The sequence below is a fragment of the Streptomyces sp. NPDC044921 genome, assembly GCF_056432865.1.
This window is the reverse complement of record NZ_JBWKIF010000014.1, coordinates 60,007-85,005: the sequence shown is the minus strand read 5'-3', so window position 1 is coordinate 85,005 and position 24,999 is coordinate 60,007. Positions and strand designations below refer to the sequence as shown.

The 24,999-nt window shown below is 69.8% G+C and carries 17 protein-coding genes and 1 pseudogene; 2 read left to right on the top strand and 16 right to left on the bottom strand.

Translation table 11 applies throughout. From position 1 onward, the window contains the following. Positions 1-68: 68 nt before the first annotated feature. The 3 genes from AC07DA_RS22405 to AC07DA_RS22395 form a co-directional block, all read right to left on the bottom strand. Entirely contained in the window at positions 69-1,148 is a 1,080-nt protein-coding gene (locus tag AC07DA_RS22405) for a DUF1996 domain-containing protein (protein WP_479129934.1), read from the bottom strand. Positions 1,149-1,229: 81 nt separating this feature from the next. Next, positions 1,230-3,395 carry a discoidin domain-containing protein gene (locus AC07DA_RS22400; protein WP_479129933.1) on the bottom strand — a complete coding sequence of 722 codons (2,166 nt, stop codon included), beginning with the start codon at positions 3,393-3,395 and terminating at the stop codon, positions 1,230-1,232. A gap of 146 nt (positions 3,396-3,541) precedes the next feature. Next, on the bottom strand, positions 3,542-5,734 hold the full coding sequence (locus AC07DA_RS22395; protein ID WP_479129932.1) for a discoidin domain-containing protein: 2,193 nt from the start codon (positions 5,732-5,734) through the stop codon (positions 3,542-3,544). A 329-nt stretch (positions 5,735-6,063) separates the two neighbouring features. Between AC07DA_RS22395 and AC07DA_RS22390 the strand changes: the two genes are divergently transcribed. Next, a complete protein-coding gene (locus AC07DA_RS22390; protein ID WP_479129931.1) occupies positions 6,064-7,440 on the top strand; it encodes a glycoside hydrolase family 43 protein in 1,377 nt (458 codons plus the stop codon). 59 nt (positions 7,441-7,499) lie between these two features. Here the strand turns inward: AC07DA_RS22390 and AC07DA_RS22385 are convergent, their stop codons facing one another. The 9 genes from AC07DA_RS22385 to AC07DA_RS22345 form a co-directional block, all read right to left on the bottom strand. Further along, positions 7,500-10,232, bottom strand: coding sequence for a molybdopterin-dependent oxidoreductase (locus AC07DA_RS22385; RefSeq protein ID WP_479129929.1), 2,733 nt, complete (start codon positions 10,230-10,232; stop codon positions 7,500-7,502). Positions 10,233-10,234: 2 nt separating this feature from the next. Further along, positions 10,235-11,056 (bottom strand): FAD binding domain-containing protein, encoded by an 822-nt coding sequence (locus AC07DA_RS22380; RefSeq protein WP_479129928.1) that lies wholly within the window; start codon positions 11,054-11,056, stop codon positions 10,235-10,237. A gap of 638 nt (positions 11,057-11,694) precedes the next feature. Further along, a complete protein-coding gene (locus AC07DA_RS22375) occupies positions 11,695-12,144 on the bottom strand; it encodes a cupin domain-containing protein (RefSeq protein WP_479129926.1) in 450 nt (149 codons plus the stop codon). Between the two features lie 139 nt (positions 12,145-12,283). Continuing rightward, the gene (locus AC07DA_RS22370) at positions 12,284-13,612 is read right to left on the bottom strand and encodes a hypothetical protein (RefSeq protein ID WP_479129925.1); all 1,329 of its coding nucleotides are present in this window, start codon (positions 13,610-13,612) and stop codon (positions 12,284-12,286) included. 22 nt (positions 13,613-13,634) lie between these two features. Beyond that, positions 13,635-15,995 carry an ABC transporter substrate-binding protein gene (locus tag AC07DA_RS22365; RefSeq protein ID WP_479129924.1) on the bottom strand — a complete coding sequence of 787 codons (2,361 nt, stop codon included), beginning with the start codon at positions 15,993-15,995 and terminating at the stop codon, positions 13,635-13,637. A gap of 92 nt (positions 15,996-16,087) precedes the next feature. Beyond that, positions 16,088-17,353: an FG-GAP repeat domain-containing protein gene (locus AC07DA_RS22360; protein ID WP_479129923.1), complete on the bottom strand. Its 1,266-nt coding sequence runs from the start codon at positions 17,351-17,353 to the stop codon at positions 16,088-16,090. Positions 17,354-17,457: 104 nt separating this feature from the next. Next, positions 17,458-18,399 (bottom strand): myo-inosose-2 dehydratase, encoded by a 942-nt coding sequence (iolE, locus tag AC07DA_RS22355; protein WP_479129922.1) that lies wholly within the window; start codon positions 18,397-18,399, stop codon positions 17,458-17,460. A 31-nt stretch (positions 18,400-18,430) separates the two neighbouring features. Continuing rightward, on the bottom strand, positions 18,431-20,143 hold the full coding sequence (locus tag AC07DA_RS22350) for a pyranose oxidase (protein WP_479129921.1): 1,713 nt from the start codon (positions 20,141-20,143) through the stop codon (positions 18,431-18,433). 42 nt (positions 20,144-20,185) lie between these two features. Next, positions 20,186-22,045, bottom strand: a complete 1,860-nt coding sequence (locus AC07DA_RS22345) for a glycoside hydrolase family 15 protein (protein WP_479129920.1) — start codon at positions 22,043-22,045, stop codon at positions 20,186-20,188. Positions 22,046-22,633: 588 nt separating this feature from the next. On the opposite strand from AC07DA_RS22345, the gene AC07DA_RS22340 reads away from it, so the two are divergent. Next, positions 22,634-23,236 (top strand): tryptophan 2,3-dioxygenase family protein, encoded by a 603-nt coding sequence (locus tag AC07DA_RS22340; protein WP_479129919.1) that lies wholly within the window; start codon positions 22,634-22,636, stop codon positions 23,234-23,236. 6 nt (positions 23,237-23,242) lie between these two features. Here the strand turns inward: AC07DA_RS22340 and AC07DA_RS22335 are convergent, their stop codons facing one another. The 4 genes and pseudogenes from AC07DA_RS22335 to AC07DA_RS22320 all read right to left on the bottom strand — a co-directional run bounded on the left by AC07DA_RS22335 (position 23,243) and on the right by AC07DA_RS22320 (position 24,977). After that, positions 23,243-23,710 carry a bestrophin-like domain gene (locus tag AC07DA_RS22335; protein ID WP_479129918.1) on the bottom strand — a complete coding sequence of 156 codons (468 nt, stop codon included), beginning with the start codon at positions 23,708-23,710 and terminating at the stop codon, positions 23,243-23,245. 25 nt (positions 23,711-23,735) lie between these two features. Beyond that, a pseudogene (locus AC07DA_RS22330) lies at positions 23,736-24,032 on the bottom strand (bestrophin-like domain); the annotation flags it as partial. Between the two features lie 126 nt (positions 24,033-24,158). Then, positions 24,159-24,671, bottom strand: a complete 513-nt coding sequence (locus AC07DA_RS22325) for a GNAT family N-acetyltransferase (RefSeq protein ID WP_479129917.1) — start codon at positions 24,669-24,671, stop codon at positions 24,159-24,161. 102 nt (positions 24,672-24,773) lie between these two features. Beyond that, entirely contained in the window at positions 24,774-24,977 is a 204-nt protein-coding gene (locus AC07DA_RS22320) for an MbtH family protein (RefSeq protein ID WP_479129916.1), read from the bottom strand. Between the last annotated feature and the right edge of the window lie 22 nt (positions 24,978-24,999).

Here is a 24,999-nt window from a genome sequence, read left to right as displayed (position 1 = left end):
CGGGGTGTTGCGACGACCACTAGAACGGAAGCCTGCGGGTGGGGCTGGACCACAGGCCTGCGAGGGCGTCAGGGCAGCCGGTGGTCGGCGTTCAGCACCGCTCCGCGCTCGGGGTGGTTCTGGTCGTAGCCGCGTGTGTCGCACTGGAGGCCGCCGACGATGCAGTGGTCGACCAGGGCCTTGAGGGTCCGCTCCTCCCAGGCGTTGAAGAAGTCGTAGTGGAAGGAGTACCCGCGGCCGCCGGCGAGGCGGACCCGGCTCATGTCGCCGTTGACCGGGAAGGCCATCTTGAACTCGATCATCGGCAGGGCGACCGGGTGGGAGGCCGGGCACATGTTGTCGTTCGTGCCGGGTTTCACGACCGGGTAGGCCATGTGGCTCTTGTGGTCGGGGGTGTCGAGGTACTTGCCGTCCCAGCAACTGGGCGCCTGGAAACGGATGTTGAGCTGGACGTCGGGGCGGCTCGGGCAGGTGGCCGGGAAGTCGACGTTGAAGAAGCTGTCACCGCATTCCCAGCCCTCGACGAAGCCCTTGTGGCCGCGGAACTGCTGGGCGCTCTGCAGGGGGTCGCCGACGACGTACCGCAGGCCTCTGGGGAACGGGCGCACGCTCGTGTAGTCGGTGATGCCCGACTTGTAGTAGATGACCTGCGGGCCGACCGGGAGGATCTTCTTGTCCCCGTTGTACAGCGAGGGCATCCAGTAAGCGGAGGCGTCCGCCGGTGCCAGACAGGTGGTGCTTCCGCCGTACAGGCTCGACGTCGTGCTGCCGGCGTGCGTCGACGTGTTGCCCATGAAGGTGTGGTCGTGGGACTTGCCGGGCTGCCCCGGGTACACGATCGGGTCGTCCGGCGCGGTGTGCGTGACCGCGCAGTTGGCCTGGAACTCCTTGTGGTAGCGCGGCGGCGGGGTGGCGTCGGACGGGGTCACGCCGGTGACGGGGGGAACGGCCGGGACGTATCCGTCGCCGTCCGGGTCGTCGGCGGACGCCCGGGACGACACGGCCGTCGTGTGCCCGGTGTGCCCGGCGGCCGAGGCGGTCGGGGCGTCGCCGGGGCCGGCAGCCGTGGCGACGGTGCCGACGCCGAGCACGCCGGCGAGCAGGGCGCTGCCGAGCAGCAGCGCGGGGAGTTTCGAACGCGGTCTCATGGGGCCTCCTTGCCCGCCGAGGTGCCAGTGGGGTGACAGCCGGGTGGTGCGAAGGGCGACGCCGGGCGCCCTTCGCCGTCGTCAGCTGTAGATGCCGAACTCGTGCAGCGAGTAGCCCCAGCCGGTGCCACGCGCCGTCAGGTGCAGCCGTACGTACCGTGCGGTCGCCGCCGCGTCGATGGTGTCGACGTCGCCGTCACCGGTGGTCGTGGCGTGGAGCGTGCGCCACGTGGTGCCGTTGTCCGAGACCTGGACCTCGTAGGCCTTGCCGTAGGCGGGGTCCCAGACGAGCTGGAGCCTGCGGATGGGGGTGGCGGTGCCGAGGTCGACCTGGATCCACTGCGGGTCGCTCCAGTCGCTGGCCCAGCGTGTCCCGGTCCTGCCGTCCGTCGCCTTGGCGGGCTCGCACGGGCAGTCGCCGTAGGAGGTCTGGAAGGAGGAGGCCGTGGTGGGCTTGTTCAGCGCCACGTTCGTGCCGGTGACCGGTGGGGCGACGACGTTGACGGACTTGGTCTCGATGCCGGCGTTGCCGTGGCCGTCCTCGGCCTGGAGGTACACCTTCCACACGCCGAGCTTCTCGGGGGCCGTCACGGCGAAGGTCCCGTTGCCGGTGGCCCGCCACCTGGCCTCGACCAGGCGTTTGTCGCCGCTCGCGTAGTTGCCGCTGAGGAAGACCTTGTACGTGATCGGGTCGCCGTCGGGGTCGCGGACGCCCGCGCGGACGGTGAACTCACCCCCCGCGGGAGCGGACGAGGCCGGGCTGACCGTCATGTCGCTGATGACCGGCGGGGTGTTGTCGCCGCCCGTGGAGCCGGTGTAGGCCCTCTTGACCGCGTAGTAGGAGAGCCGCTTCAGTCCGCCGGGCACGAGGTTGAACCAGATGCCGCCGAAGTCGTGTTCGGTGCCGTAGTGGAAGAGGGTGGCACCGAGGGCGACGCCCCGGTGGCCGGTGACGCAGTCCCAGGCCTTGGTGTAGCCCTCGGCCTTGCGGACGTCGGCCGGCTCGTCGGGGACGCCGTTGGCGTCGTCCGGCACCTCCCACTCCCCCGCCGGCCCGCCCTCGGTGATGATGTACGGCTTGGTGTAGCCGCCCTGTTCCCAGGCCGCACGGACGCCGCAGATGTCGCCGTAGGAGTTCATCGCGTACAGGTCGAGGTCGGGCGCGTTGCGCTTGTAGTACGGCCAGGCTCCCGTCCACGCGTCGGTCGAGGTGACGGGGTGGTCGGGGTCGATGTCGTGGATCTTCCTGGTGACGTCGTTGACGAAGGCGGTGTAGGCGTTGCGCTGGTTCTCCAGCTGCGTCCCGCTGTAGCAGTTCTGCAGGCCGAGGACGGATTCGTTGCCGACGTTCCACATGAGGGTCGCCGGGTGGTTCCTGTACGCCTCGACCCACTTGGCGAACTCGGTGAGCATGGCGTTCTTGTACGCGGTGTCGGTGACGTAGTCGACGCAGCCGCCGGAGCCGGGTCCGCCGCCGGGCTGCAGCCAGAAGCCGTTGACGACCTTGATCCCGTGCGCGGCGGCGGTGTCCAGCAGCGGCTTGGTGCCGCCGTCGGTACCCCAGGTGCGGATCGTGTTGACGCCCATGGATCTCACGTCGGGCATGTACTTCGCAGCGTCCGCGATGGCGGGTCCCCAGGTCAGGCCCTTGACGGGGTACGGCTCGCCGCCGACGGTCAGGTGCCAGTTCCCCTGGGAGCCGGTGACCTCGACCGCTGCCCCGGCGGGCGGCGTGCCGTCCGTGGTCCCGTAGACCTGGAACTCCCACAGGGAGTAGCCGTAGCCGCTGGACCGCTCGGTGCCCAGCATGCGTACGTAGCGGCCGGAACCGGAGACGGCGAGATCGTCCGTGCCGCCGTCGCCGCCGGTCACGGTCGTCAGGGTCCGCCAGTCCGTGCCGTTGTCGGACGCCTGGATCTGGTAGCTCCTGCCGTACGCGCCCTCCCAGATCAGCACGGCGCGGCTCAGGTCGGACCGCTGTCCGAGGTCGACCTGGATCCACTGCGGGTCGCTCCACCGGCTGGCCCAGCGGGTGCCGGTGAGGTTGCCGTCGACGGCCGCCGAGGGGGCGTAGCCGTCCCCTTCCTGGGAGGAGGCGGTGGCGGGCCTGCCCTGGGAGAGCAGCGTCTGAGCCGCGTGGGCGGGCGGTGTGGCGAGGGCGACCGGGGACGCCACCAGTGCGCCGAGGACGAGCAGGGGAACGGCGCGCCGGACGGCTGGTCCGCGGTACGGGGGTGTGGGGGACACGTCTGCTCCTGGCGGGGTGGGGAGAGCCAACGGCGCGGCGCTGCGGGAGCACCGCGTGAGGGCCCCTCCGGGCCGGGGCGCGGGGATGTCATCCGGCCCGGAGGGGACATGCGTGGCCGGCGGGCGGCCCGATCAGGGGTGGGACGTCAGGGGAAGGACACGACGGTGGACGGGACGGTCGAGGTGCCGGCCGGGACCGTGGAGGCGCCGGTGTCGTTGATGACGTGGTGGTAGTGGCCCATGCCGCCGAGGGAGACCACCAGGAGGCTGTGGAACCTCACGCCCGGCTTGACGGGGGTCTTGAAGCCGTGGTCCTGGCGGATGCTCGGGTCGACGTTGTAGTTGCAGTAGCTGCCCAGACCCCATGCCTCGTGGGTGTCGACCGAGTCGTCGACCCGGTAGGCGGCGTATCCCTTCGTCGCGCCGTTCTGGATGGCGGCCTGGTTCGGCGCGTCGTACGCCTTCTCGTTCTGGTAGAAGATCGTCCGGCCGCGTTCGCCGTACCACTCCACGTCGTATTTGTTGAAGTGCTCGACGAACAGGCCTGTGGCCAGGACGTCGTCGCCGTTGACGCGGACGCCGTAGTCGGCCCGGTTGGTCTCCCAGCCGACGCCTTCGCCGTGGTCGGCCCGCCACACCCACGTGTGGTCGATGATCGTGTCGTGGCTGTTGACCACCATGCTCGTGGTCGCCTTGCCCGCGCCCGCTCCCCCGATGCGGATGTACACGTCCTGCACGGTGGTGGGGTTGGCCGCGTGGTCGGCGGACGCGCCCTGCGGGCCGATCTCCAGCAGGGTCGGGGAGTTGACCGGTCCGGCGTCGATGAGGAAGCCGGCGAGCCGCACGCCGTCGACGTCGGCGACCTTCATGGCGGTCACGCCGTTGTCCGGGATGATCGTGGCGAGACCGAGACCCAGCACGATGGTGTTCGCCCGCTCGACGTTGATGGTCCGGTCCACGTGGTAGACGCCCGGGGTGAACAGCAGGTGCAGGCCCTGGGCGAGCGCGGCGTTGATGGTGGCGGCCGTGGCGCCGGGCTTGACGACGTAGAACCTGCTCAGCGGAACGGACTCCCCCTGCGGGGTGCCGCCGGCCCAGGTGATGCCGCGTGCGTTCGTCCGCTTGGCGGGCGCGAAGACCTTGTACTCGCCGCCGTCCAGGTAGAGGAAGGGCTTCTCGCGGGAGATCGGTGTCGTGCCGAGCGTGGTGTAGCGGGGCTCGGGGAAGCTGGTGGCGGGAGCGCCCTCGACACCGGAGAAGACCTGGTTCCACACGCTGTTGGACCAGCCGCCGATGGAGCTGTCGCGGGTGTACCACTGCTGCTGTGAGTAGTTGCCGACCTGACCGTCGATCCTGCTGTCGGCGATGTAGCCGCCGCTGGCCCAGCCGTAGCCGTTGGGGGCGAGGTTGAGGCCGCCCTTGACGTGCATCCGGCGGAACGAGGCGGCCTGGGAGACGGCCCAGCGGTTGGTGCCGTTGACCGGCTTCACGGCGAGGTTCTCCGCGCCGCGCCAGAAGTTCTGGGTGGCGTTGCCGTTGAACCAGCCCGCGTCGACGGTGATGTCACCGTTGATCGTCGTGTCGTCGGGGCTGAGGCCGAGGCCGGCGATCTGCGTGTAGAAGCCGATCTGGGCGTTGAGGTTGTCGTACGTGCCCGGCTTGAAGAGGAAGGCGTGCCTGCCGGAGCCGAACTGGGCCGACTCCTGCTCCTTGAAGACCTGGTCCAGCTTGGCCTGGATGCCCGGGGTGGACGGGTCGAAGACGTGCACGTTCGGGCCGAGGTCGCCGCCCGGGGTGACCGGGCCGGGGTCGTCTCCGGTGGTGCCGTACACCTTGAACTCCCACAGGGAGTAGCCGTATGGGGTGGCGCGGACGGTGCCGAGCACGCGGACGTAGCGGGCGGTGCCGGAGACGTTCACGGTCTCCGTGCCGCCGGCGCCGGTGGTGGTGGAGTGTGCCGTCGTCCAGTCCGTTCCGTTCGGGGACGTCTCGATGCGGTAGGACTTGGCGTAGGCGGCCTCCCAGCGCAGTTCGACGCGGCTGAGGGAGGCGGGGGCGCCGAGGTCGACGCGGATCCACTGCGGATCGGACGCGGCGCTGGACCAGCGGGTGCCGTCGTCGCCGTCGACCGCTGCCGTGGCCGGGGTGCCGTAGTGCTCCTGGCTCGACGCGGTGACCGGTTTGCCCTGGGAGAGCAGGACGGGGGCGGCCTGGGCCTGCGTGGCCGGGACGACGGCGAGCAGCGCGGCGGCCAGGGCGGTGACCAGCACGCCGACGAGGCCGCGGCGGCCGGGTCTGTGTGGCACCGGCGAAGCTGGGGGTATGCCGACAGCGGGCATGGGGAGACTCCTCGACACGGGGTGAGTGGGAGAGCGCTTCCCCGACCATGCCCGCCGCGTCTGACACGGTCAAGGTTCCGCGCAGGCTTTTCTTTTGACTTGCATTAAGTATCAATAGGGCGGTGCGGCGGCTGCCCACGAAGACGCCCTGGTGCACCGTTCCCCGCGTCGGGGGGAGCGCGCGGCGTCGGTCCGCGGCCCGAATCACGACAGGAAGATTGACGAGCGCAGGACCCGGCTCTACGGTCTGACCGATTTCCCGAACTCCGTTCGGTATACCGGACCTTCGGTTTCGATGTCCTCCCCCGCACGCCACCTTGGAGCACGAGATGAGCCAGAACCCCCGCCTGTCCCGCCGCGCTCTCCTCGGCATGACCGCCGCGGTCCCCCTCGCGCTGACCCTCGGCACGGGCACAGCCCACGCCGCCGACTCGGCGTACGCGATGGTCTACTTCACGGAGTCGACCAACCTCGGCGACGGTACCGACTACGGCCTGCACCTCGCCGTCAGTACCGACGGGCTGAACTGGACACCGCTCAACCAGAACAACCCCCTGGTCACTCCCACGGCCGGCGCGATGGGCCTGCGCGACCCGTTCCTCATGCGCAAGCGGGACGGCACCTTCGTGGTGCTCGCCACCGACCTCAAGGGCACCGACTGGAGCTACAACAGCCAGTACATCCACGTGTGGGACTCCGCCGACCTACGCACCTTCACCGGCTACCGGCGCCTGAAGCTGCACGACATGACGACCCACAGCTGGGCGCCGGAGGCGTTCTGGGACGCCGGCCGAGGCCGGTACGCGGTCATCTACTCCTCCGTGAACGACAGCGGCCACAACGTCATCATGGTCAACTACACCAGCGACTTCGTCACAGCCTCCGCCCCGCAGGTGTTCTTCGACCCCGGCTACGACGTCATCGACGGCGACATGGCGGTCGGCGTGAACGGATACAACTACCTCTACTACAAGAAGAACCAGACGCTGGTGAGCGCCAGGTCCACCTCCCTCGACCCGGGCAGTTTCACCGAGTACGGCGCCGGTATGGCCCACGGCGGGACCGAGGCCCCGACGCTGGTCAAGTCCCTCACGTCCGGCAACTGGTGGCTGTGGGGCGACACCTACACGCCCAACGGTGTCTTCTACGCGTGGCAGTCGAGCAGCCTGGCCTCCGGTACCTGGACCGCGCTGGACCAGAAGACGTACACGCAGCCGGTCAACTCCAAGCACTGCGGCATCACGACGATCACCACGGCCGAGTACGACAACCTGCTCGCCAGGTGGGGCTCACCGGCCTGGAACCGGCTCAAGTCCTACAACTACCCGGCTCGTTACATCCGCCACTCCAACTACGCGGGCCGGATCGACGTGTACCCGATCGAGCCGTACAAGGACTCCTTGTGGACCCTGGTCCCCGGGCTCGCCGACAGCTCCGGGGTCTCCTTCCGGTCGGTCAGCCACCCGGCCCGCTATCTGCGGCACTACAACTACGCGCTCCAGCTGGACGCGAACGACGGCACCTCGACGTTCGCCGCGGACGCGACCTTCTACCGCACGACAGGCCTTGCGGACGCGAGCTGGGCGTCCTTCCGGTCGTACAACAACCCCACCCGGTACATCCGCCACTCGAACCACGTCCTGCGCGTCGACCCCATCTCCACGACCACGGACCGGCAGGACGCGACCTTCCGGGTCGGCTACTGATCACGGGATGGCTCCCGGCTCACCATGCCGTAGCACCGAGGCGTCCGGGTGGGCCCGTTTCAGGACGGGTTCAGCGCGGCCCAGACAGTGTCGGGGCGCAGGGGCAGTGTGGTGCAACGGATGCCGGTGGCGTCGCGCAGGGCGTTGGCGAGCGCGGCGGCGACGGGGTTGAAGGGGAGTTCGCTCATCGGCTTGGGGTCCTCGCTGGCGTCCGGGCGGGCGAAGTGGATTTCGGTGGCAGGCAGGTCGCCGAAGTGGGGGACGGTGTAGGTCCGCAGGTCGGGTGTGGTGATGTGGCCGTCGGGACCGGTGAGGAGCACCTCCCACAGTGTGGTGCCGACGCCTTGGACGACGGCTCCTTCGATCTGCCCGCGGCACTGGGAGTCGTCGAGGACGACACCGGCGTCGGCTGCGTGCACGCTGTCCAGGACGCGTACCTGTCCCGTCGTGGGGGTGACACCGACTCGGAACCACTGGGCGCTGACGGCCAGGGTGGGCATGCCCTCCCCGGGAGCGGCGTGGCCGGTGGCTGTGAGGTGGTGCCCGTACGCCCGGGCGTGCTCGTACAGGGTGGTGAGCGGGATGACGGTGTGGGTGTCGGGGTCGTGCAGCGCTTCGCTGTCCGGCTGGAAGGAGGACGGCGCCGTCTCGGTGTGGGCCGCCGCGAGGTCTCGCAGCTGCCCGAGCAGCGTCCGGCAGGCGCGGGTGACGGCGCGTCCGGTGATGCGGATGCCGGTTGAGGCGAAGCCGCCACTGTCGTGATCGAGCAGGTCGGTGTCGGCCTGCCACAGGTGGATGCGGTCCGGTTCGGTGCGCAGGGTGCTCGCGGCGATGCGGCGCAGGACGGTGGGGGTGCCGCTGCCGAACTGGGGCGCGCCGAGGGCGAGGTCGTAGTGGCCGTCCGCACGCAGCGCGATGCGGGCGCGGGAGATGTGTCCGTCCATGGGCTCGGTGTGCAGGGCGGTGACGGCCATGCCCTGCCCGGTCAGCTCCCCGGGAGCCGTCGGCACGGGGTTGTCGCGCATACGGCGAGCGCGGGCGGTGTGCAGCGCGTTGAGGCACTGCTCCAGGCCGGTGTCCATGACCGGGTGCCGCCCGCCGACGCCGGGAAACGCCGTGGGTTCGCCGGGGCGCAGGCAGGCCGTGCGGCGGAGGGCCAGCGGGTCCAGGCCGAGCGTGTGGGCGAGTTCGTCGAGGGCGGACTCCATGGCGAACGCGATCTGACCGGCACCGTAGCCGCGGAAGGCTCCGGCGGGCACGTTGTGGGTACGGACGCTGTACCCGTCGACGGTGATGTTCGCGCTGCGGTAGAGACTGATGCCGGCTGTACACCCTTCTCTCAGGACACCGGGGCCGTGGTTGCCGTAGGCGCCGGTGTCCGCGACGACCCGCAGCCGTACGGCGGTGAGTGTGCCGTCGCGGCGGGCGCCCAAGGTGACGCGTACGTGGAAGGGATGGCGGGTGGTGGTGGCGGTGAGCTCCTCGGCCCGGGTGTGCTCCACCTGCACCGGGTGGCCGGTGTGCAGCGCGGCGAGGGCGGCGGTGTCCTCCGTCAGCAGGTCTTGCTTGCCGCCGAATGCGCCGCCCAGGCGGGCCGCGGTCACCCGGACGCGTTCGGCCGGCAGGTCGAAGATCTCACACAGGCGTCGGCGGACCAGGTGGGGGGCTTGTGTGGTGGTGTGCACGTGGAGACGCCCGTCCTCGGTCGTCCAGGCACGTGATGCGTGGCACTCCAGTGCGGTGTGCTGGACCCGCTGGGTGCGGAAGGTGCCTTCATAGATGGTGTCCGCCTCGCTCATGCCCCGGTTGAGGTCGCCCGTGCGCAGGTGGATCTCGTCGGCCAGGTTGCCCTGGGGATGCACGCGGGGCGCCTGCGGGTGCAGTGCCTCCTCGGGGTCGGTGACGGTGGGCAGCACGTCGTAGCTGACACGGATCAGCATGCAAGCCTGCTCGGCGGCGGCGGGGTGGTCGGCGACGACGGCGGCGACGCGCTGCCCGGTGTGGCGCACCACGTCGTCCAGGACGCGGGCGTCGGCGGGACAGTCCTGCGCGGGTTCGCTCAGGGCCGTGGAGAACCGCGTCGGTGGGGCGTGGTGGTGGGTCAGGACGGCCTTCACCCCTGGCACCGCCCGGGCGGCGGTCGTGTCGATGTCGAGGATGCGGGCGTGGCGGTGGGGTGAGCGCAGCAGGGCGATGTGCAGTGTCCCCGGGGGAGGCTGCTCGTCCAGGGTGAAGGAGGCGGCGCCGGTGACCACGGCCTGTGCTTCCTGGGCGGCGTCGGTGGCGACGGTCGTGCGGTGGCCGCCGGCGCCTCGGGCCGCCTCATGGGGCCGGGTCGGGGGCAGGCAGCGGGCACCCCGATGTGCGTCCAGGACCGCCTCGCCGATCACCCGGTATCCGGTGCACCGGCACAGGTTTCCCTTCAGTGCCTCCGGCAGGTCGGCCAGGTGTCCCTCGGTCAGGGCCGTGGTGGTCATGACGAACCCGGGCGTGCAGTATCCGCACTGGAAGGCCCGTGCCCGCATGAACGCCTGCTGGACGGGGTGCAGTCCGTCATCGCCGGCCAGGCCCTCGACGGTGGTCACCGTACGGCCGTCGGCACGGTGCGCCGGATACAGGCAGCTGTGCACGGGCGTGCCGTCGACGTGCACGGTGCAGGCCCCGCAGTCGCCCGTGTCGCAGCCCTTCTTCACCCCCGTCCAGCCCCGTGCTCGCAGATACGTGCGCAGGCACTGACCAGGCACCGGCGGTTCATCGCTGTCATGGCCGTTGATCCGGACCGAGAACGGCATGGCTACTCCCCCAGCAGCTCGTGTCGGGCGGCCTCGGCGAGCTGCAGGGTCACCTGGCGGCGCCACGCCGGGTGCCCGTGCACGTCGTCGACGATCAGGCCGGGTTCGAGAAGCTCCTGCAGTCGAGCGCGCAGGAGAGACGGGGACGGCGGCTGGAGGAAGTGCACGGTCAACGGCCGGTTCGTGGCAGCGGTCACCGCGATGTCCAGGCGGCCGGTGCCGGGGACGTGGGTCCCGGTCACCAGGGCGGCGGACCGGCCATGAGGGCGCAGGCTCATACGGTGTACCGCCGTGTGCCGTGCCAGGGCGGCAGCGGGCAGGAGGACCGACCGCAGCATCTCACCCGGCAGCAACAGCGTCCGCCCCGCCCCCGTCACGAAGTCGGCCGCCGGTACCAGGCGTTCACCCTGATCGGGGGTGAGCACGCGGCACACGCCGTCCAACGCCACGGCCATGGAGATCATCGGACCGGCCGGGAGGGCCAGGCACAAGTTGCCGCCGACCGTGGCGGTGTTCCACACCTTGAAGGAGGAGGAGAAGGCTCGGCAGCAGGCTGTGATCAACGCCCTGGCTCGCGGCCACGGGGCGTGCCGGTCCTGCGCGAAGGCCAGCAGCTCGGTCACGGTGCAGGTCGCCGCGATCACCAGGTGATCGTCCTTGATCTCCCACGATGGCCACTCCATCCCCGCCAGGTCCCGCAGTCGGGTCAAACTGGGCTGCGGCTCGGCGAACAGGGCCGTACCCCCGGCCAGCCACGCGTCACCCGGCTGCCACGGCAGAGCGCACCGTGCATCGACCACCTCGCGAACCGACGTCAGGTCCATGGGTCTCCCTTCACCTGGTCCTGGCACGCCACGGTCGGCAGGCAGCGCCCGGGTGCCTCGTCACCGGCTGTGTCACAGCGACGCGGACGTGCCGCCGCACCCAATGATCGATACGGGACCTGACCCTCGTCCGCAGGCGCCAGAGCGTTGCCCGGCGCATTCACTCGGCTGCGCCGTCGACCTGCCGGGACCTCACACCGCCCGCGATGTCCGCCGTGAGCACCCGGGCAGCCGGTCGGCTCCGGCCGTCCTCGGCAGCCGGTCCGGGAAGCTGTCACCTCGGGCGGCGTGCGCCCAGCCCGTGCATCGAGGGGATCCGCACTCCGCGTTCCAAGACGCCTGGGGCTCGGGCGGTTCCAGTACGTCGGAGGCCCGCCGGTTCCAGGCCCGACGACCTCGGTCGTTGCGGCCAGTTCGGCGGTGACGGCGTTGACCGTCCCCAACGGGACGTCGACGAACAGCAGCAGGGGCAGAGTGTGGCTCATCTCAGCTCTCGAGGAGCGGTTCGTCGAGCGGGGCCCTTGCGGGTGACCGCCTGGTCGAGTCGCCGCTGGCGACATCGGTGGCCAGCTACTTGCCACAGTTTGCCGGTTACCGTCGCATCAGCCAACGAAACGCCGGGACGGCTGGACGTACCGCTATTCCGCCGCGGTGTAATCGACCTTCGGCTTTTCGCCGTACTTGTCGAGGTGCGGGAGATTGGTGACTTTGCCGGTCATTCCGGAGCGCACCACGGCCCAGACCGTCTCCAAGTCGGTGGACCTGTTGATCTCCTGGTGAACGACGTACGGCGGGATGAACACGAAGTCGCCCGGTTCGGCCTGGGCCACGTTCTCGAGGCGGTCCCCCCAGCGGTAATGGGCCGTGCCGCTGACCACGTACAGGACGGTCTCCTGGTCCTCGTGGTGGTGTGCGCCGGTGGCCGCGCCCGGGCTCACCGTGCTCCTGAAGGCCGACAACCGGACGGGTCCGGAGCCTCCTCCCTCGAACGCGACCTCACGCAAGAGGCCGGGAGTCTGCGCCGTCGCAGAGCTGAAGTCCTGCGAACGCACGATTCTGACCTGCTTATTGACAGGGGTTTCACTCATGCCGTTCTCCCAGCGTTTCGATTTCCCGGAATTCCGATTCAGCTCCTTCGAAAAAAACTCTATTACACGATCTCGAGTTCAGCCATTTTCAGTGTGACGGTCCGGGACGTGACCCGCTTCGTCAGGGCCCGTTGGGGTCTCACACCAAAAAGGTCAGAGCGGTCACGGCACACAGGAGGAAGGCCAGGACAGGCCAGTACAGCAATTTGGGCGCCAGATTGTCCCGCCAATGGATCAGCGCCAGCTGTGGACCGCGGGACAGCAGCAGGGAATTCCAGACCACCACGATGATCATGAAGTAGAGGCAGAAGTAGACGTAGTCAATGTAGGTGATTCCATGGGAGCCGGTTTCCTGTCGCGCGGTGTTGTGGTCGACGGTGAGGACCAGCAGCGTCGCCGCCGCGAACTCCACCATCGTCAGCCCGTCGAATCCGGAGAGCGGGAACCGCCGGGTGTTCTTCGTCGTGACGAACAGGGAGGCGAAGACGAGGACGGCGATGAAGGCCAGGGGGACGATCCGCCCGAAGAGCGGGGAGACGAACTCCCGGGCCATGTGCATGTTGAAGTAAAGCTCCGGATCAACCTGGCGGCGGAACTCGCGGCCTTGTCCGAAGTTGGCCGAATAGGGCGGAGTGTCGAAACTGAAGGACGTACTCTTGACGGCCCAGTTACCGGGGACGAAGTTCGCGTCCAGGCCGTAGGCGGCAGGGCCGTGCCACGGTGGATACGCCGAGAAATCCGGGACGAGCTGTGCCCTGTGTTCGAAGTCGGGGTGCCACATGCGGAGCCAGACGTCCTGTTCGTCCAGGGGGTAGGTGCGGTAGTCGAACACCTGCCGGAGCTTGACGTTGAAGTACCAGCCGATGACGTGTTCGCCGTCGCGGTGGATGTCGTAGACCTTGTCGGGTTCGTAGGAGTCGTCCGCCTCCGGCAGGACGACGCCGCGCTGGATCCCGGCCGGCACGGAGTCGGCGTACCGCTGCCAGATGTATCCGCTCACCTCGACGTCGTAGGGCCCCGTGAAGCGCAGGGCCTGGATGAACACGCCGGTCGGAATGCGTACGCGGTGGGCGGGCGCGTGGCGGGCCAGGTAGGTGTCGGTTTCGTGCAGGGTGGTGACCGCTGTGCCTCGGGTGAGACCGTGCGAGGTGTCGGTCACTGTCGCGAACCAGATCAGGACGGTGCCGCCCAGCAGGACGGTGGCGGTCCAGGCGCTGGCCAGCCTCAAACGGTGGGTCTTCAGACGGCGGATGCCGGACAGGCCGGCCAGCAGGAGCAAGGCCATGCCTGTGGTGACGACGGTACCGAGAGCCGGTCCGGGGTCGGCGAAGTCGAGCCGGCGGTCCAGGTGGGCGACGACCGCGAGCGTGACCGCGAAGAGCACCCCTGCGACGACGACGAGCACGTCGACGGTCCGGGCGGCGTCGCGCAGGCGGTGCAGCAGCGGGTCGTGATGCGGAGTCTTCACTGGGTCACCTGGCCCACGGGGCTCAGCCGAACTGGCGGAGGTAGACGAGCAGGACCGCCAGGCAGAACACCGGGTAGTAGACGCGGGAGACGAGGGCGAGCCGGTTCCAGGCCCGTACCTTGCCATGCTCGTCGAGCCAGGCGCCGGCGAGTGAGATGAAGACGCAGGTGCCCACGAGGAACATGAACGTGTAGTAGGCCCACTCCAGTGCGACCGTGTATCCGATGTCCGGCAGGGAGCCGGTGACGTTGGTCAGCAGGACGGCGGCGCTGAGCATGGCGGTGGCTTCCAGGTTGACGCGGGTGCTGGTGTAGCGGGGGTCCCGCGGGAAGAACAGCGTGGCGTACGTGACGGCGGCGCTGAGCAGCAGCGGCAGGAGGTTCTTCACGAGGAAGGGGGCGACGTTGCGGGCCACGGTCACGTCGGCGACGTACTGGGCGAAATGAACGCCGTGCGCTCCCTGCGTGAGGTCCGGGTCGCCGAGTCGCGCGGTGCTGCCCACGGCGGTCGTGTACAGGCCCACGTCGCGCACCGTCCAGTTGGGCAGTCCGTCGATGGTCTGGTGGACGTCCTTGCCGCTGTGCATAGCCTCGGTCCGGTCCTGTTTCAGCAGGGGCCGGTCGATGACGTAGACGACGCGGGAGGACGGCTGGGAGCGGTTCTGCAGGGTGATGGTGAGGTGCTGCCGGTCGAAGGGGAAGCGGTGGAAGTCCAGCGAGGTGCTGAAAGTCGTCACGACCTGGTGGAGCCTGTACTTGACACCGTCAACGGACGATGTGCGCACGGGGGCGCCCCACTTGAACTTCTGGTCCGCCAGGTTGGGGAACTCCACGTCGGTGACCTCGTCGCTGCCGCTGTAGCGGAACCACAGGAAGAAGTCCGCCTTGAAGGTGCCCTCCCGGGTGTTGAGCGCGCTGATCCGGTTGACGTTGATACCGGTGTAGACGATCTGCTGGCGGGCCAGCACCTTGCCCTGGAAGGAGACGGCCCGCTCGGCGGCCACCTCCCGTGCCGCGTCGACGTCCTCCTCCGGGCTGTACTCGGTCAGCTGGACGGGGGCGGAGACCACGTCCCCGGCGTGGACGGTGCCGATGGTGACGGGCAGGTGCACGGAGCGACTGCGGTCGAAGAAGACCCGCCCGTACACGCTGGGGACGCCCCTGCCCGGGGCGTTCATGGCGGCCAGCGCGGCGCGGACGGCCGCTCTGTCCCGTTCGGTCGGGCGGGGGTGGTGGACCTTCGCCCGCTGCAGGGCGTGCACGGCCATGTCGGCCGCGGTCCGCGCCGACATCGCCTTCCAGGACGGCATGAAGCCGTAGTGGTCACGGAAGGCCGTGGCCCACGTCAGGCCGGCACCGGTGAGGCTGTCGGCGAGCTGGGGTGAGGCCACGTAGAACCGCCCGGTCATCGAGCGGGGTACCGCCCGTTCCTGGGCGGAGGCGGCCAGACGGGCGCCGAACTGGGCGTTGGACAGGTCGTCACCGCCGATGACGGTGGCGTCCACGCCGTGGCGGCGCAGGTGGGTCAGAGTGGTCAGTGCGGCGTCTTCGGTCAGGGCGAGGACGACCGGTCCTCGGTCCGGGTCCGCGCGGACGGCTTCCAGCGCCTGCTCCAGCTGGTCCGGTCGCGGATCGCCGCTCCGTTCGCCGAGGGCGACGACCCGGTGGACGCGTCCCGTCGGGGCGAAGGCCCGGCGGAAGCCGTCGGCGAGGGACGCTCCGTACGGGTTGTCGGCGCGCAGCACGGTCGCGCTGCGCGCGCCGAGCACGTGGTGGGCGTAAGCGGCGATGAACTGGCCCTGGTACGTGTTCGTGTAGGTCGTGCGGAAGCACCAGGGACTCGCGGTGATGCTGTCGGCGGTGGCCGTGGGGGTGATGAACGGAATACGGGCCGCCGCGTAGACGGGTGCGGCCTGGGTGGCCGTGACGCTGGTGTTGTTGCCGATGACGAGGACGACCCGGTCGTCGCGGACGATGCGTTCGGCCGTGCGGCGCGCGGTCTCGGGGTCGGCGCCGTCGTCGAAAGGCAGCAGCCGTATGTGGTGGCCGCCCACGCCGCCGCTTTTGTTGATCTGGTCGATCTGGAAGCGGACCCCGCGGGTGATCTCCTGGCCGCGGGCGCTGCCGGGGCCGCTGTGACTGGTCACCAGGGCCACGTGTACCGGCTCCGGCGCCGGGCGCAGCAGGTGGGAGAGGACCACCGCCACCACCACCAGGGACAGGACGACGGCTGCCGCGGCGAACAGACGCGCGGGGCGGGTGCGCCATCTCGGCCGCAGGCCGCTCGCGCTCGCACCGGCGGGTCCGCAGTCGCTGCCGGAGGGGATCCGGGCGGAGGTCCGCCCGCCATCGGCGCTGCCGGTGTCGTCACCGGTCGTGGCCACGTCCGTCTCCTTCCTGCTGCGGTACTCGGGACGCCGTGTCGGCGTGCGGCCCGGCCGGGTGGCCGGCGGAGCCGCACGCGCTGTGACCAGGGCTAGTCCGCGTCGGCGGGGGCGATGCCGTCGATGGCGTTGTGGAAGACGGACAGCTTGGCGTCCTGGGCGACGAAGTACTTGTCGACCTTGTAGGCGATGGTGGCGAAGTCCAGCCGGCCGTCGCCGTTGAAGTCGCCGACGGCGATGCGCGCGGTGGAGTCCGAGGAGACGCGCCACTTGGTGAAGATGCCGGCCTGGAGGTCGATCGCCTTGTAGTAGAAGACGCCCTGCCAGGGCCAGGGACCGCGCAGGGCGACCAGGAACTCGTCGTCGCCGTCGTTGTCGAAGTCGGCGCAGACGATCTGGTGGCCGGGACCTTCACCCAGTTCGTTCGGGTCGCCGAACACGTCGAGCACGACACGGCGCCAGGTGGCCTCCGCCACGGGTGCGCCGGGCTGTTCCTTGACGTAGACGGCCAGGGTGTTGCCGTGGAACGGCTCGGTGGCCGCGACGTAGGCGTGCGGGTCGTCGCCGACGCGTCCGGCGCCCACGTCGCCGCTGCCCTTGAAGCCGGTCTGCTCGAACTGGGAGTGCTCGCCGGAGCCGATGTGCGTGGTGGTGAACCGGCCCTCGCGTTCGTCGTAGTGCAGCCAGGTGACGCCTTCCTCCGAGGCGAGCAGGATCGAGTCGAGGTGCTCGCAGCCCGGCAGCGGGTTCTGCCGCAGTTCCGCGCCGTGGATCATGCGGAAGTGGCTGTCGTCGACGACTCGCTTCTCCCAGGGCTGGCGCACGTCGTTGTTGGGGCTGAACAGCACGACCGGGATGAGACCGTGCACGTGCCGGGGCCCCACGCACGGTACGCCCATCACCTCGGGCTTGCGGGTCTGGGTGAAGTGGCCGACGCGCAGGCGGTGCATGCCGGTCTCACGGCCGATGTAATGGCGCTCCCAGCGCACGTCGGCGTCGGGCTTGCCGGTGTTCTCGATCCAGTCGATCTTCCCGCCTTCTAGGTTCGGGTCGTCGATGCGCCCGCCCGGCCCGTACAGCTCGTAGCAGACCACGATGTCCGGGCGGCCGTTGCCGGAGATGTCGGCGCAATGGGCACCGATGGGCATGTGGAAGCCGTCGGCCACCAACTGCCGTTTCCAGCCTGGGTTCCTGTACCAGTAGATCTCGCCTAGGGACAGGCCGTAGCCGAACAGGTCGGGCCTGGTGTCGCCGTCGATGTCCGGGGCCTCCACCCAGTAGCCGTCGTTGAGCTGGTCGGCGACGACTTCCCGTTCGAACTTGGGGGTGTGGAGGTTCAGGGGGGCGTTTGCGGCCATGGAAGGGCCTTCCGATGGTGGGGCCGGCGGGTCGGGTGCCGGCCCGCGGTGGAGTGGGCGCCCGCACGGCAGGGCAGCGCGCGCCTGCCGTGCGGGCTGACGAGTCAGGCGAGGGCCTGGCTGAGGTAGCTGTGGGCCGTCTGCGCGTGGTACAGGGGCGGTTGACCGCCGCGGGGGTCCTGTTCGGCCTCGACGACGAGCCAGCCCCGGTAGGACTCGCCCAGGCGGAGGCTCTTCAGCAAGGCGTCGAAGTCCACGTCGCCCTCCACGTCGCCGGGGACGGTGAAGATGCCCGCCTCGACGTACTCGCGGAAGCTTCCCGCGGCCAGGGTCCGGTCAGCGCGCACGCTGCTGCGGATGTTCTTCAGATGGACGTGCGCGATGCGCTCCCGGTGCCGCTCGACGATGCCGTGGACGTCGGCGCCGGCCCAGGTGAGGTGGCCGGTGTCCAGGAGCAGGCTGACGTGGCGCGAGTCGGTGTCGCGCATCAGGCGGTCGACGTCCTCCTCGGTCTGCACGCCGGTGCCCATGTGCGGGTGGTAGGCGAGGGTGAAGCCCTGGCTCGCGACGATCTCGCCGATCTTGTTCAGCCCCTTGCAGAGGTCCGCCCACTGTTCGTCGGTGAACTCGGGCCTGTTGCTGCGCAGGCTCAGTGACTGCAGGTGGATGGAGTGGCCGAACTCGGCGACGCCGATCGTGGTGGTCTTCACCGGTGGGTCGCCGGCGTTGAAGTCCTTGAGGAACTCCAGCACCTTCAGCAGGTCGCAGGCGGTGCGCTCGGCGCCGTCGGGCACGGTGAAGTAGGTGCTCACCCACGGCTCGCTCACGCTGAGGCCTCGCAGGTGCATGGCGGCGGTGAGCGCGTCGACGTCGGTGGTGAAGTTGTGACCGATGCTGCATCCGGCGAAGCCGGCGAGGGCGATCTCGCTCAGGCACTGCTCCATGGGGATGTCGTTGCCGATGAGCGGGAAGTCGTCGTTGGTCCAGCAGGTGGGGGTGATGCCGAGGTGGATGCCCTCGGGGAGAGGCGTGGTGTCTCGCCGCATGTGACAGTCCTTCAGGGTGGCGGGTTGGGGGTCAGTGCCCGGGGTGGCCGCTGAGGATGGTGTTGGCCGCGTGGACGGCCATGGCGACGCTGGTCAGCGTCGGATTGCTGGCGTTGCCGAAGGGGTGCAGGCCGTTGCCGCCGAGGTACAGGTTGTCGATGTTCCAGACCTTGGAGTACTCGTCGACGACGCTGTCCAGCTCGCTGGTGCCCATGCGGGTGGTGCCCGCGATGTGCAGCGGCAGGCCCGGAGTGAGGAACACCGGCTCGGATCCGGGCATGAAACCCCCGAGCACCGCAGCGGTGCGCAGCATGTGCTCGTTCATGCGGTCGGACTCCTTCCGCTCGTTCTGGTCGAGACGGAAGTGGAAGGTGGGCTGGGGCAGGTCGAAGGTGTCGCGGATCCTGCGGGAGAAGGTGACCTTGTTCTCCGGCCGCGGGCGGGAGATGCCGAACCAGCGCAGGTCCACGATCAGGCGGGGGTCGATGTTGGGCGGCACGGCGCCGTAGGTGAAGGCGTCCCGGTGGATCTGGCAGTGCCAGGGACGTTCGTCCGTCACCAGCAGGGCCAGGTTCGGATCGCGCTCGCTCGGCGGCACGGGCACGGGGTCGGCGGTCTTGTCACCGGAGTGCAGCCGCTTGAGCTGGGCGGCGCGGTAGTCGGCGACGCGGTCCGCGGCGAGCAGGGCCGCGTGGTCGTCGTCCGTGCCGGACGTGGCACGCAGTACGGACTCGATGCTGTCCATGTGATCCTGCTGCAGCACCACTTGGCAGAAGGACATGGGCTGTTCGGTCATGTAGCGGCCCAGCGCCGGCAGGGTGACGCCCGAGTTGAACAGCAGTTGCGGGGTCGGCACCGCGCCACAGGCCACCACATAGGTCCGGGCCCGCAGGTGCAGCTCCTCCCGGAGGTCACGCAGGTTGCGTACGACCGCGTACTCCACCTTCTGACGCCGGCCGGCGCCGGTGATCTCCAGGCGCACGCACTGGTGCTCGGGCAGCAGGGTGAACGAGCCGGCGGCAGGCCGGTGTTCCGGCTCGGCGAGGTCACCCAGGACCGTGTCGGCCGCTGACCAGGTCACCGCCGAGGTGCGCTGCGAGTCGGCGCGGTCGCTGACGGCGAGGGGCAGCTCGGCCACGTCGGTGAACTCCTGTCCCGCCTGCCGCAGTACCTGCTTGACCAGCAGGTGCCGGGCCGAAGAGGCGAAGACGTCGGTGCGCCGGCCGAGCAGGACCTCGGCCTCGTCGTAGAGGCCGTCCATCTTCTTGTCGTCGATGGGGTATTCCTCGTCGCCGTTGCGGCGCTCCACCCGGGGGTGGAAACGCGGAACGGCGCAGGTCCAGTGTGTGGCCATGCCGCCCACGGCGTACGTCGCGGCCGCCGCGGGCAGGTTGGTGTGCTTCTTCTGCTCCGGGTTCTGGTTGCGCATCGAGAACCCGGCGTACTTGTCGGGGTCGTAGGAGAAGGCCGACGGGTCGAGGGTGAGTTCCGGTTCCTTGTTCGTCGCGGTGGACAGGGGCAGCAGGTTGCCCTTGATGACGGAGACGAACAGGTCGATGTTCTTCTGGAACAGGTAGCTGTTCTTCAGGTGCTCGCCGTAGCGGCGGGACAGCTGCGCGCCGGCGTCGATCATCAGCACGTGTTTGCCGGCTTCCACCAGCTTGCGGGCGAAGGTACAGCCCACCGGGCCGCTGCCGATGATCAGCGCGTCGTACTCGGTGCCGGACAGGTCGTGGTTGTTCATGGACGTCCTTCCGCGGGAGCGGGAGATTGCGGGGTGTGTGCGTCAGCGACGGGTGCGGCTGCGCGTGGCGGTGAACGGGTCGCTTGCGTCGGCGACGGCGTGCTCGTGGTGACCGTCGACGGAGGTGATGTCCGCGGTTCCGCTCAGCCACAGGGCGCTGTTGACCAGGCCGACCATGCTGAACGCCTGCGGTGTGTTGCCGAGGTGGCGGCCCGTGAGGGGGTCGTACTCCTCGCTGAGCAGACCCACGTCGTTGCGCAGGCTCAGCAGCCGTTCGAACAGGTCGAGGGCCTCGCGGTGGCGCCCGACGCCGTGCAGGGCGTCGGCGAGCCAGAACGTGCACACGAGGAAGGTGCCCTCGGTGCCCGGCAGGCCGTCCACTCCCCCGTCCGCCTCCGGCCGGTAGCGCACGAGGAAGCCGTCCTCGCCCAGTTCGCGGGCCACTGTCTCGACGGTGCCGCGCACCCGCGGGTCCTGCCAGGGCAGGAAGCCGACGCGTGGCAGCAGCAACAGGGCCGCGTCCACGCCCTGGGAGCCGTAGAACTGGGTGAAGGTGTTGCGCTCGGCGTCGTAGCCCTGCTCGCAGACCTCCGCGTGGATGCGGTCGCGCAGCTGTTCCCAGCGGTCGACCGGACCCCACCGGTCGTGGTGCAGTACGGCGCGTACCGCCCGGTCGAGGCCCGCCCACGCCATGACCTTGGAGTGCACGAAGTGACGGGGCTCGCCCCGCACTTCCCACAGGCTGTTGTCGGGCCGGCTCCAGTTGCCCTCCAGGTAGTCCAGCAGCGCCTTCTGCACGTTCCAGGCGATGTCGTGAGCGGGCAGGCCCGCTTCGCGGGCGACGTGGAAGCAGTCGAGGACCTCGCCCCACACGTCCAGCTGGAACTGGTCGGCGGCGGCGTTGCCGGCCAGGACCGGACGTGAAGCCTCGTAGCCGGAGAGCCAGTCGAGCTCGAACTCGGGCAGGCGCCAGGTGCCGTCGAGGCCGTACATGATCTGCAGGTCGGCGGGGTTCCCGGCGACCGCGCGCAGCAGCCACTCGCGCCAGGCGGCCGCCTCCTCCAGGTAACCGGTGCCCACCAGGGCCTGGAGCGTGAAGGTGGCGTCACGTAGCCAGCAGAAGCGGTAGTCCCAGTTGCGCGGGCCGCCGATTTGTTCGGGCAGGGAGGTGGTGGCGGCGGCGAGGATGCCGCCGGTGGGCTGGTAGGTCAGCCCTTTCAGGGTGACCAAGGAGCGCCGCACCGCGTCGTTCCACTTGCCGCGGTAGGTGCAGCGGCTCATCCAGGTCTTCCAGAAGGCCTCCGTGTCCTCGATGGCGGGCACCGCGTCCACCGGACGCGGGCGTCCCGCCAGATGGGACGGTTTGTAGGTGAGCACGAACGGCACCTGGTCGCCCGCCTCGACGGTGAACTCGGCCCGCGTGGCCATGTTCTCCCCGTACACCTTGACCGGCGTGTGGAGCCAGAACGCGTCAGGTCCGGCCACCGCGCGCAGGGCGTTGCCCACCCGGTTGACCCAGGGCACGATCCGGCCGTAGTCAGGGCGCAGCCGCAGGTCCATGCGCATGGTCACCCGGCCGCTGAGGCCCTCCACCACCCGGACGATGTCGGCCGCCTCCCCCCGCAGGGGCATGCAGTCCACGACGCGCACGCTGCCCTCGGTGGTGTGCCACTCGCTCTCCAGGATCAGCGTGTCCTCGCGGTAGCGGCGCTGCGTCGCCGGACCGCCCTGGGCCGGTGCCAGGAGCCACCGGCCCGCGCTGTCATCGTGCAGCAGGGCCGCGAAACACGCCGGCGAGTCGAATCTCGGCAGGCACATCCAGTCGATGGAACCGTCTCTGCCCACCAGCGCGCCCGACTGCAGGTCCCCCACGAAAGCGTAGTCCTCGATGGCACCGGCCATGGCGGCAGTCACTCCTCACATCGGCCGCGGCGGCGTGCGGGTCTGGGCACCGGCCCCCACGCGGGGACACACCGCGGCCTGGTTCGCCGCACCGCCTCACACTCCCGGCGGTGGCCGTGTCGGACAGGCCTACGCACAGGGAGAACAGAAGACAGCACGGTCCTTGGATGGATTGCGCCTCAGTGACGGGAAGTCAGGGCCTTGCGCCGATCACCCGCGCGCCGACTGGGCAGCACCACCACCATCACATGACCGTCCATGTTCCGCGACCGACGCATATTCAATAAAACTATGAACAAGCTGTTCATCTGCAAGTATGCGTTTGGCATATGCCACCAGCAGGGACTCATGAAGGTGGCAGTCAGGAGCCCTGACCACGCGTCAGGGACAGCGACGCGGCACGGGCGCTGTCAGCGCTTCTCCGGACGCGCCTTCAGGTGAGGGGAACGGCCACACGGTAGCGGGGGCGTCGAGTTGACTGGGGCTCAGCCCCGCCCGTCCTGGTCCTGGGAGGCCGATCGGGTGGCGAGGTGGCGAGCCGGGCGGCAACGGGCGCATCGGTGGGCACCTGCCGTCATCATCGCGTGCATGGAGACGCCTTACGCCTGTTACCTGCGCCTTCCCGTGCTCCTCGATCTGCAGCAGCCCCGTAGCCCGGCCGAGCGGCCCGCCCAGTGGGCGGACGAGCGCTTCTTCATCACCGTTCACCAGTCAGCCGAAGTCCTCGCCGGCCAGGCCCTGGTGGACCTGCGCCGGGCCACCGAGCTGGCGCGGGCGGGGAACGACGACGAAGCCGCCGCGGCCCTGCACCGGGTCACCGCACTCGTGGACGTCCTCGAGCGCCACCTCACGCTCCTGGACCACCTCCGACCCGACAGCTTCGTCTCCTTCCGCCCTCTGCTCGACAACGCCAGCGGAGCCCAGTCCGGCCAGTTCGCGGAACTGTTCCGCAGCGTCGCCGCAGCCGACCTCCTCGGCCCGCCGGACGACGCCCTTCCCACCCGGCAGCCACTGGCGGCTTCCGCGTTGCAGTCCCTGCGTGGGGCCGTTGCCCTCTGGCAGACCCGGCACCTGTTCCTGGTCGAGAGGATGATCGGTGACCAGCCCGGCACGGGAGGCACGGCGGGGCTGGCCCATCTGCGCGACCGGATCGACCTGCCGCCGCGCGAGGGGCCGGCGGGTCCGGAGTGAAGCGTCTCAGGCGGCTGGGCGCTTGCGGCTGCCGTCGCCGGTGCAGGGCAGACGGTTCGGGCCGTAGGCGGCCGCGTAGTCCTCGCTGATGTCGTCCTGCACCGCGGTCATGGCCGTCGCCGGGATGGTGATGACACCGCTGAAGGGCCGTTCGACGTCCCGGATGACGAGCAGGACGGACGTCAGCAACGCTGTCAGCACCACGAGTCCGGCGGTCACCAGGCCCGTGTTCTGCCGCGGCAGGCACAGGGCGAGCGTGGCGATCAGGAAGGCCAGAGCGGCGAGCATGAGCCAGTAGACGGCGCCGGGGATCGCGGGGGTGGACTCGGCGATGCGGGTCTGCCGGGCTTCGGAGCGGTCCCGGTCGGAGGAGATCAGCATGCCGAAGACGGCGGAGTCCTGCATGTGCCGCAGCGTCTGGCGCAGATCGGTGCTCCACGCGTTCGGCTGCCGCGCGCCGTGTCCGTGCGCCATGGCGGGGCCATTCGTGAGCGCGGACGGCACGGGCGTAGCAGACGACGTCACCTTGCAGGCGCCGGCGTTGGGCTGCCGGGGCGTACTCGGCGACCTCGTACAGGTGGTCCACGACACCGGCCTCATCACGTGCCGCCTGGTCGGCCCTGCCGTTCGAGGTGGACGCGGTCACCAGGACGAACGCGAGGACGAACACGGTGAGCGTCTGCAGCGGCAGTACGAAGTCACGCACCGTCAGCGCCGGTGTATCCGTGGCTTCCAGACGACTGCGGAGCACCCAGTGCCCGACCACACCCGCGATCAGGGCGAGAGCGGCGATCATGACCTGCCCGGCCGAGGACACCTGTGCATGGCACCGGGGTCCCGCACGCCGACCACCCAGATGGAGCTTTCCGGTACTCAGGAATTCCCATCAGCCCACCCGCCTCGGCTCGGCTGCGCCGACCGGTCATCCCGCTTCCGTCGTCGCGATCACCATCAGCCTGGTCACCTGCCCGTCGTCGCCGATCACGTCCCGCACGTGCCGGAAGCCCAGACGGCGGCACAGGGCAAGGCTGGCGGTGTTGTCGGCTCCGACCATTCCGTAGGCCTCCTTCAGTCCCAGGTTGCCGGCGGCGTGCCGCAGCAGGCCGCGGACCACCTCCGTGCCGAGACCGCGGCCCCAGTAGGCAGGTGCCAGAGCGGCTATCAGTTCGTGTCCGTCGGCATTCCCCGTCTTCTTCACCTCGGCGTGCCCGACGAAGACGTCCTCCTGCCACAGCCCCCACACGTCGAACCGGTGCTTGGGGTAGACATCGTCGAGGATGGCGCGGAACAGCGTGCGGATGTCCGCCTCGGGCACGCGGTCCTGGCCCATCCATCGGCAGACCTCCTCGTCGCGCAGCAGAGCCACGAAGGCGTCCTCGTCCTGCGGGCGGTAGGGACGGAAGGTGAGTCGTTCGGTGTGCAGGACCGGTGTCATGAGGGCTCCGGGGGAAGGGCGGGCAGGCGGGCCGGGGCCGGGCCGGGGCGCGCTGTCGGACGGCGCGCCCCGGCCCGTTCGGCGTGACGGTGCGCGGACGCGTCAGGCTTGGGCGCTGTCCATGCGCTCACGCAGGCTGCGCGGACGCATGTCGGTCCACACCTCGTCGACGTAGGCGGAGCACTCGGCCTCCGTGCCCTCCTTGCCCACGGGCTGCCAGCCGGCGGGGACCTCGAGGTCGGCGGGCCACAGCGAGTACTGCTCCTCGTCGTTGCGCAGCACCTGGTAGCGGGTGTTCTCGTCCATGTCTGTCGGTCTCGCTCTCTTC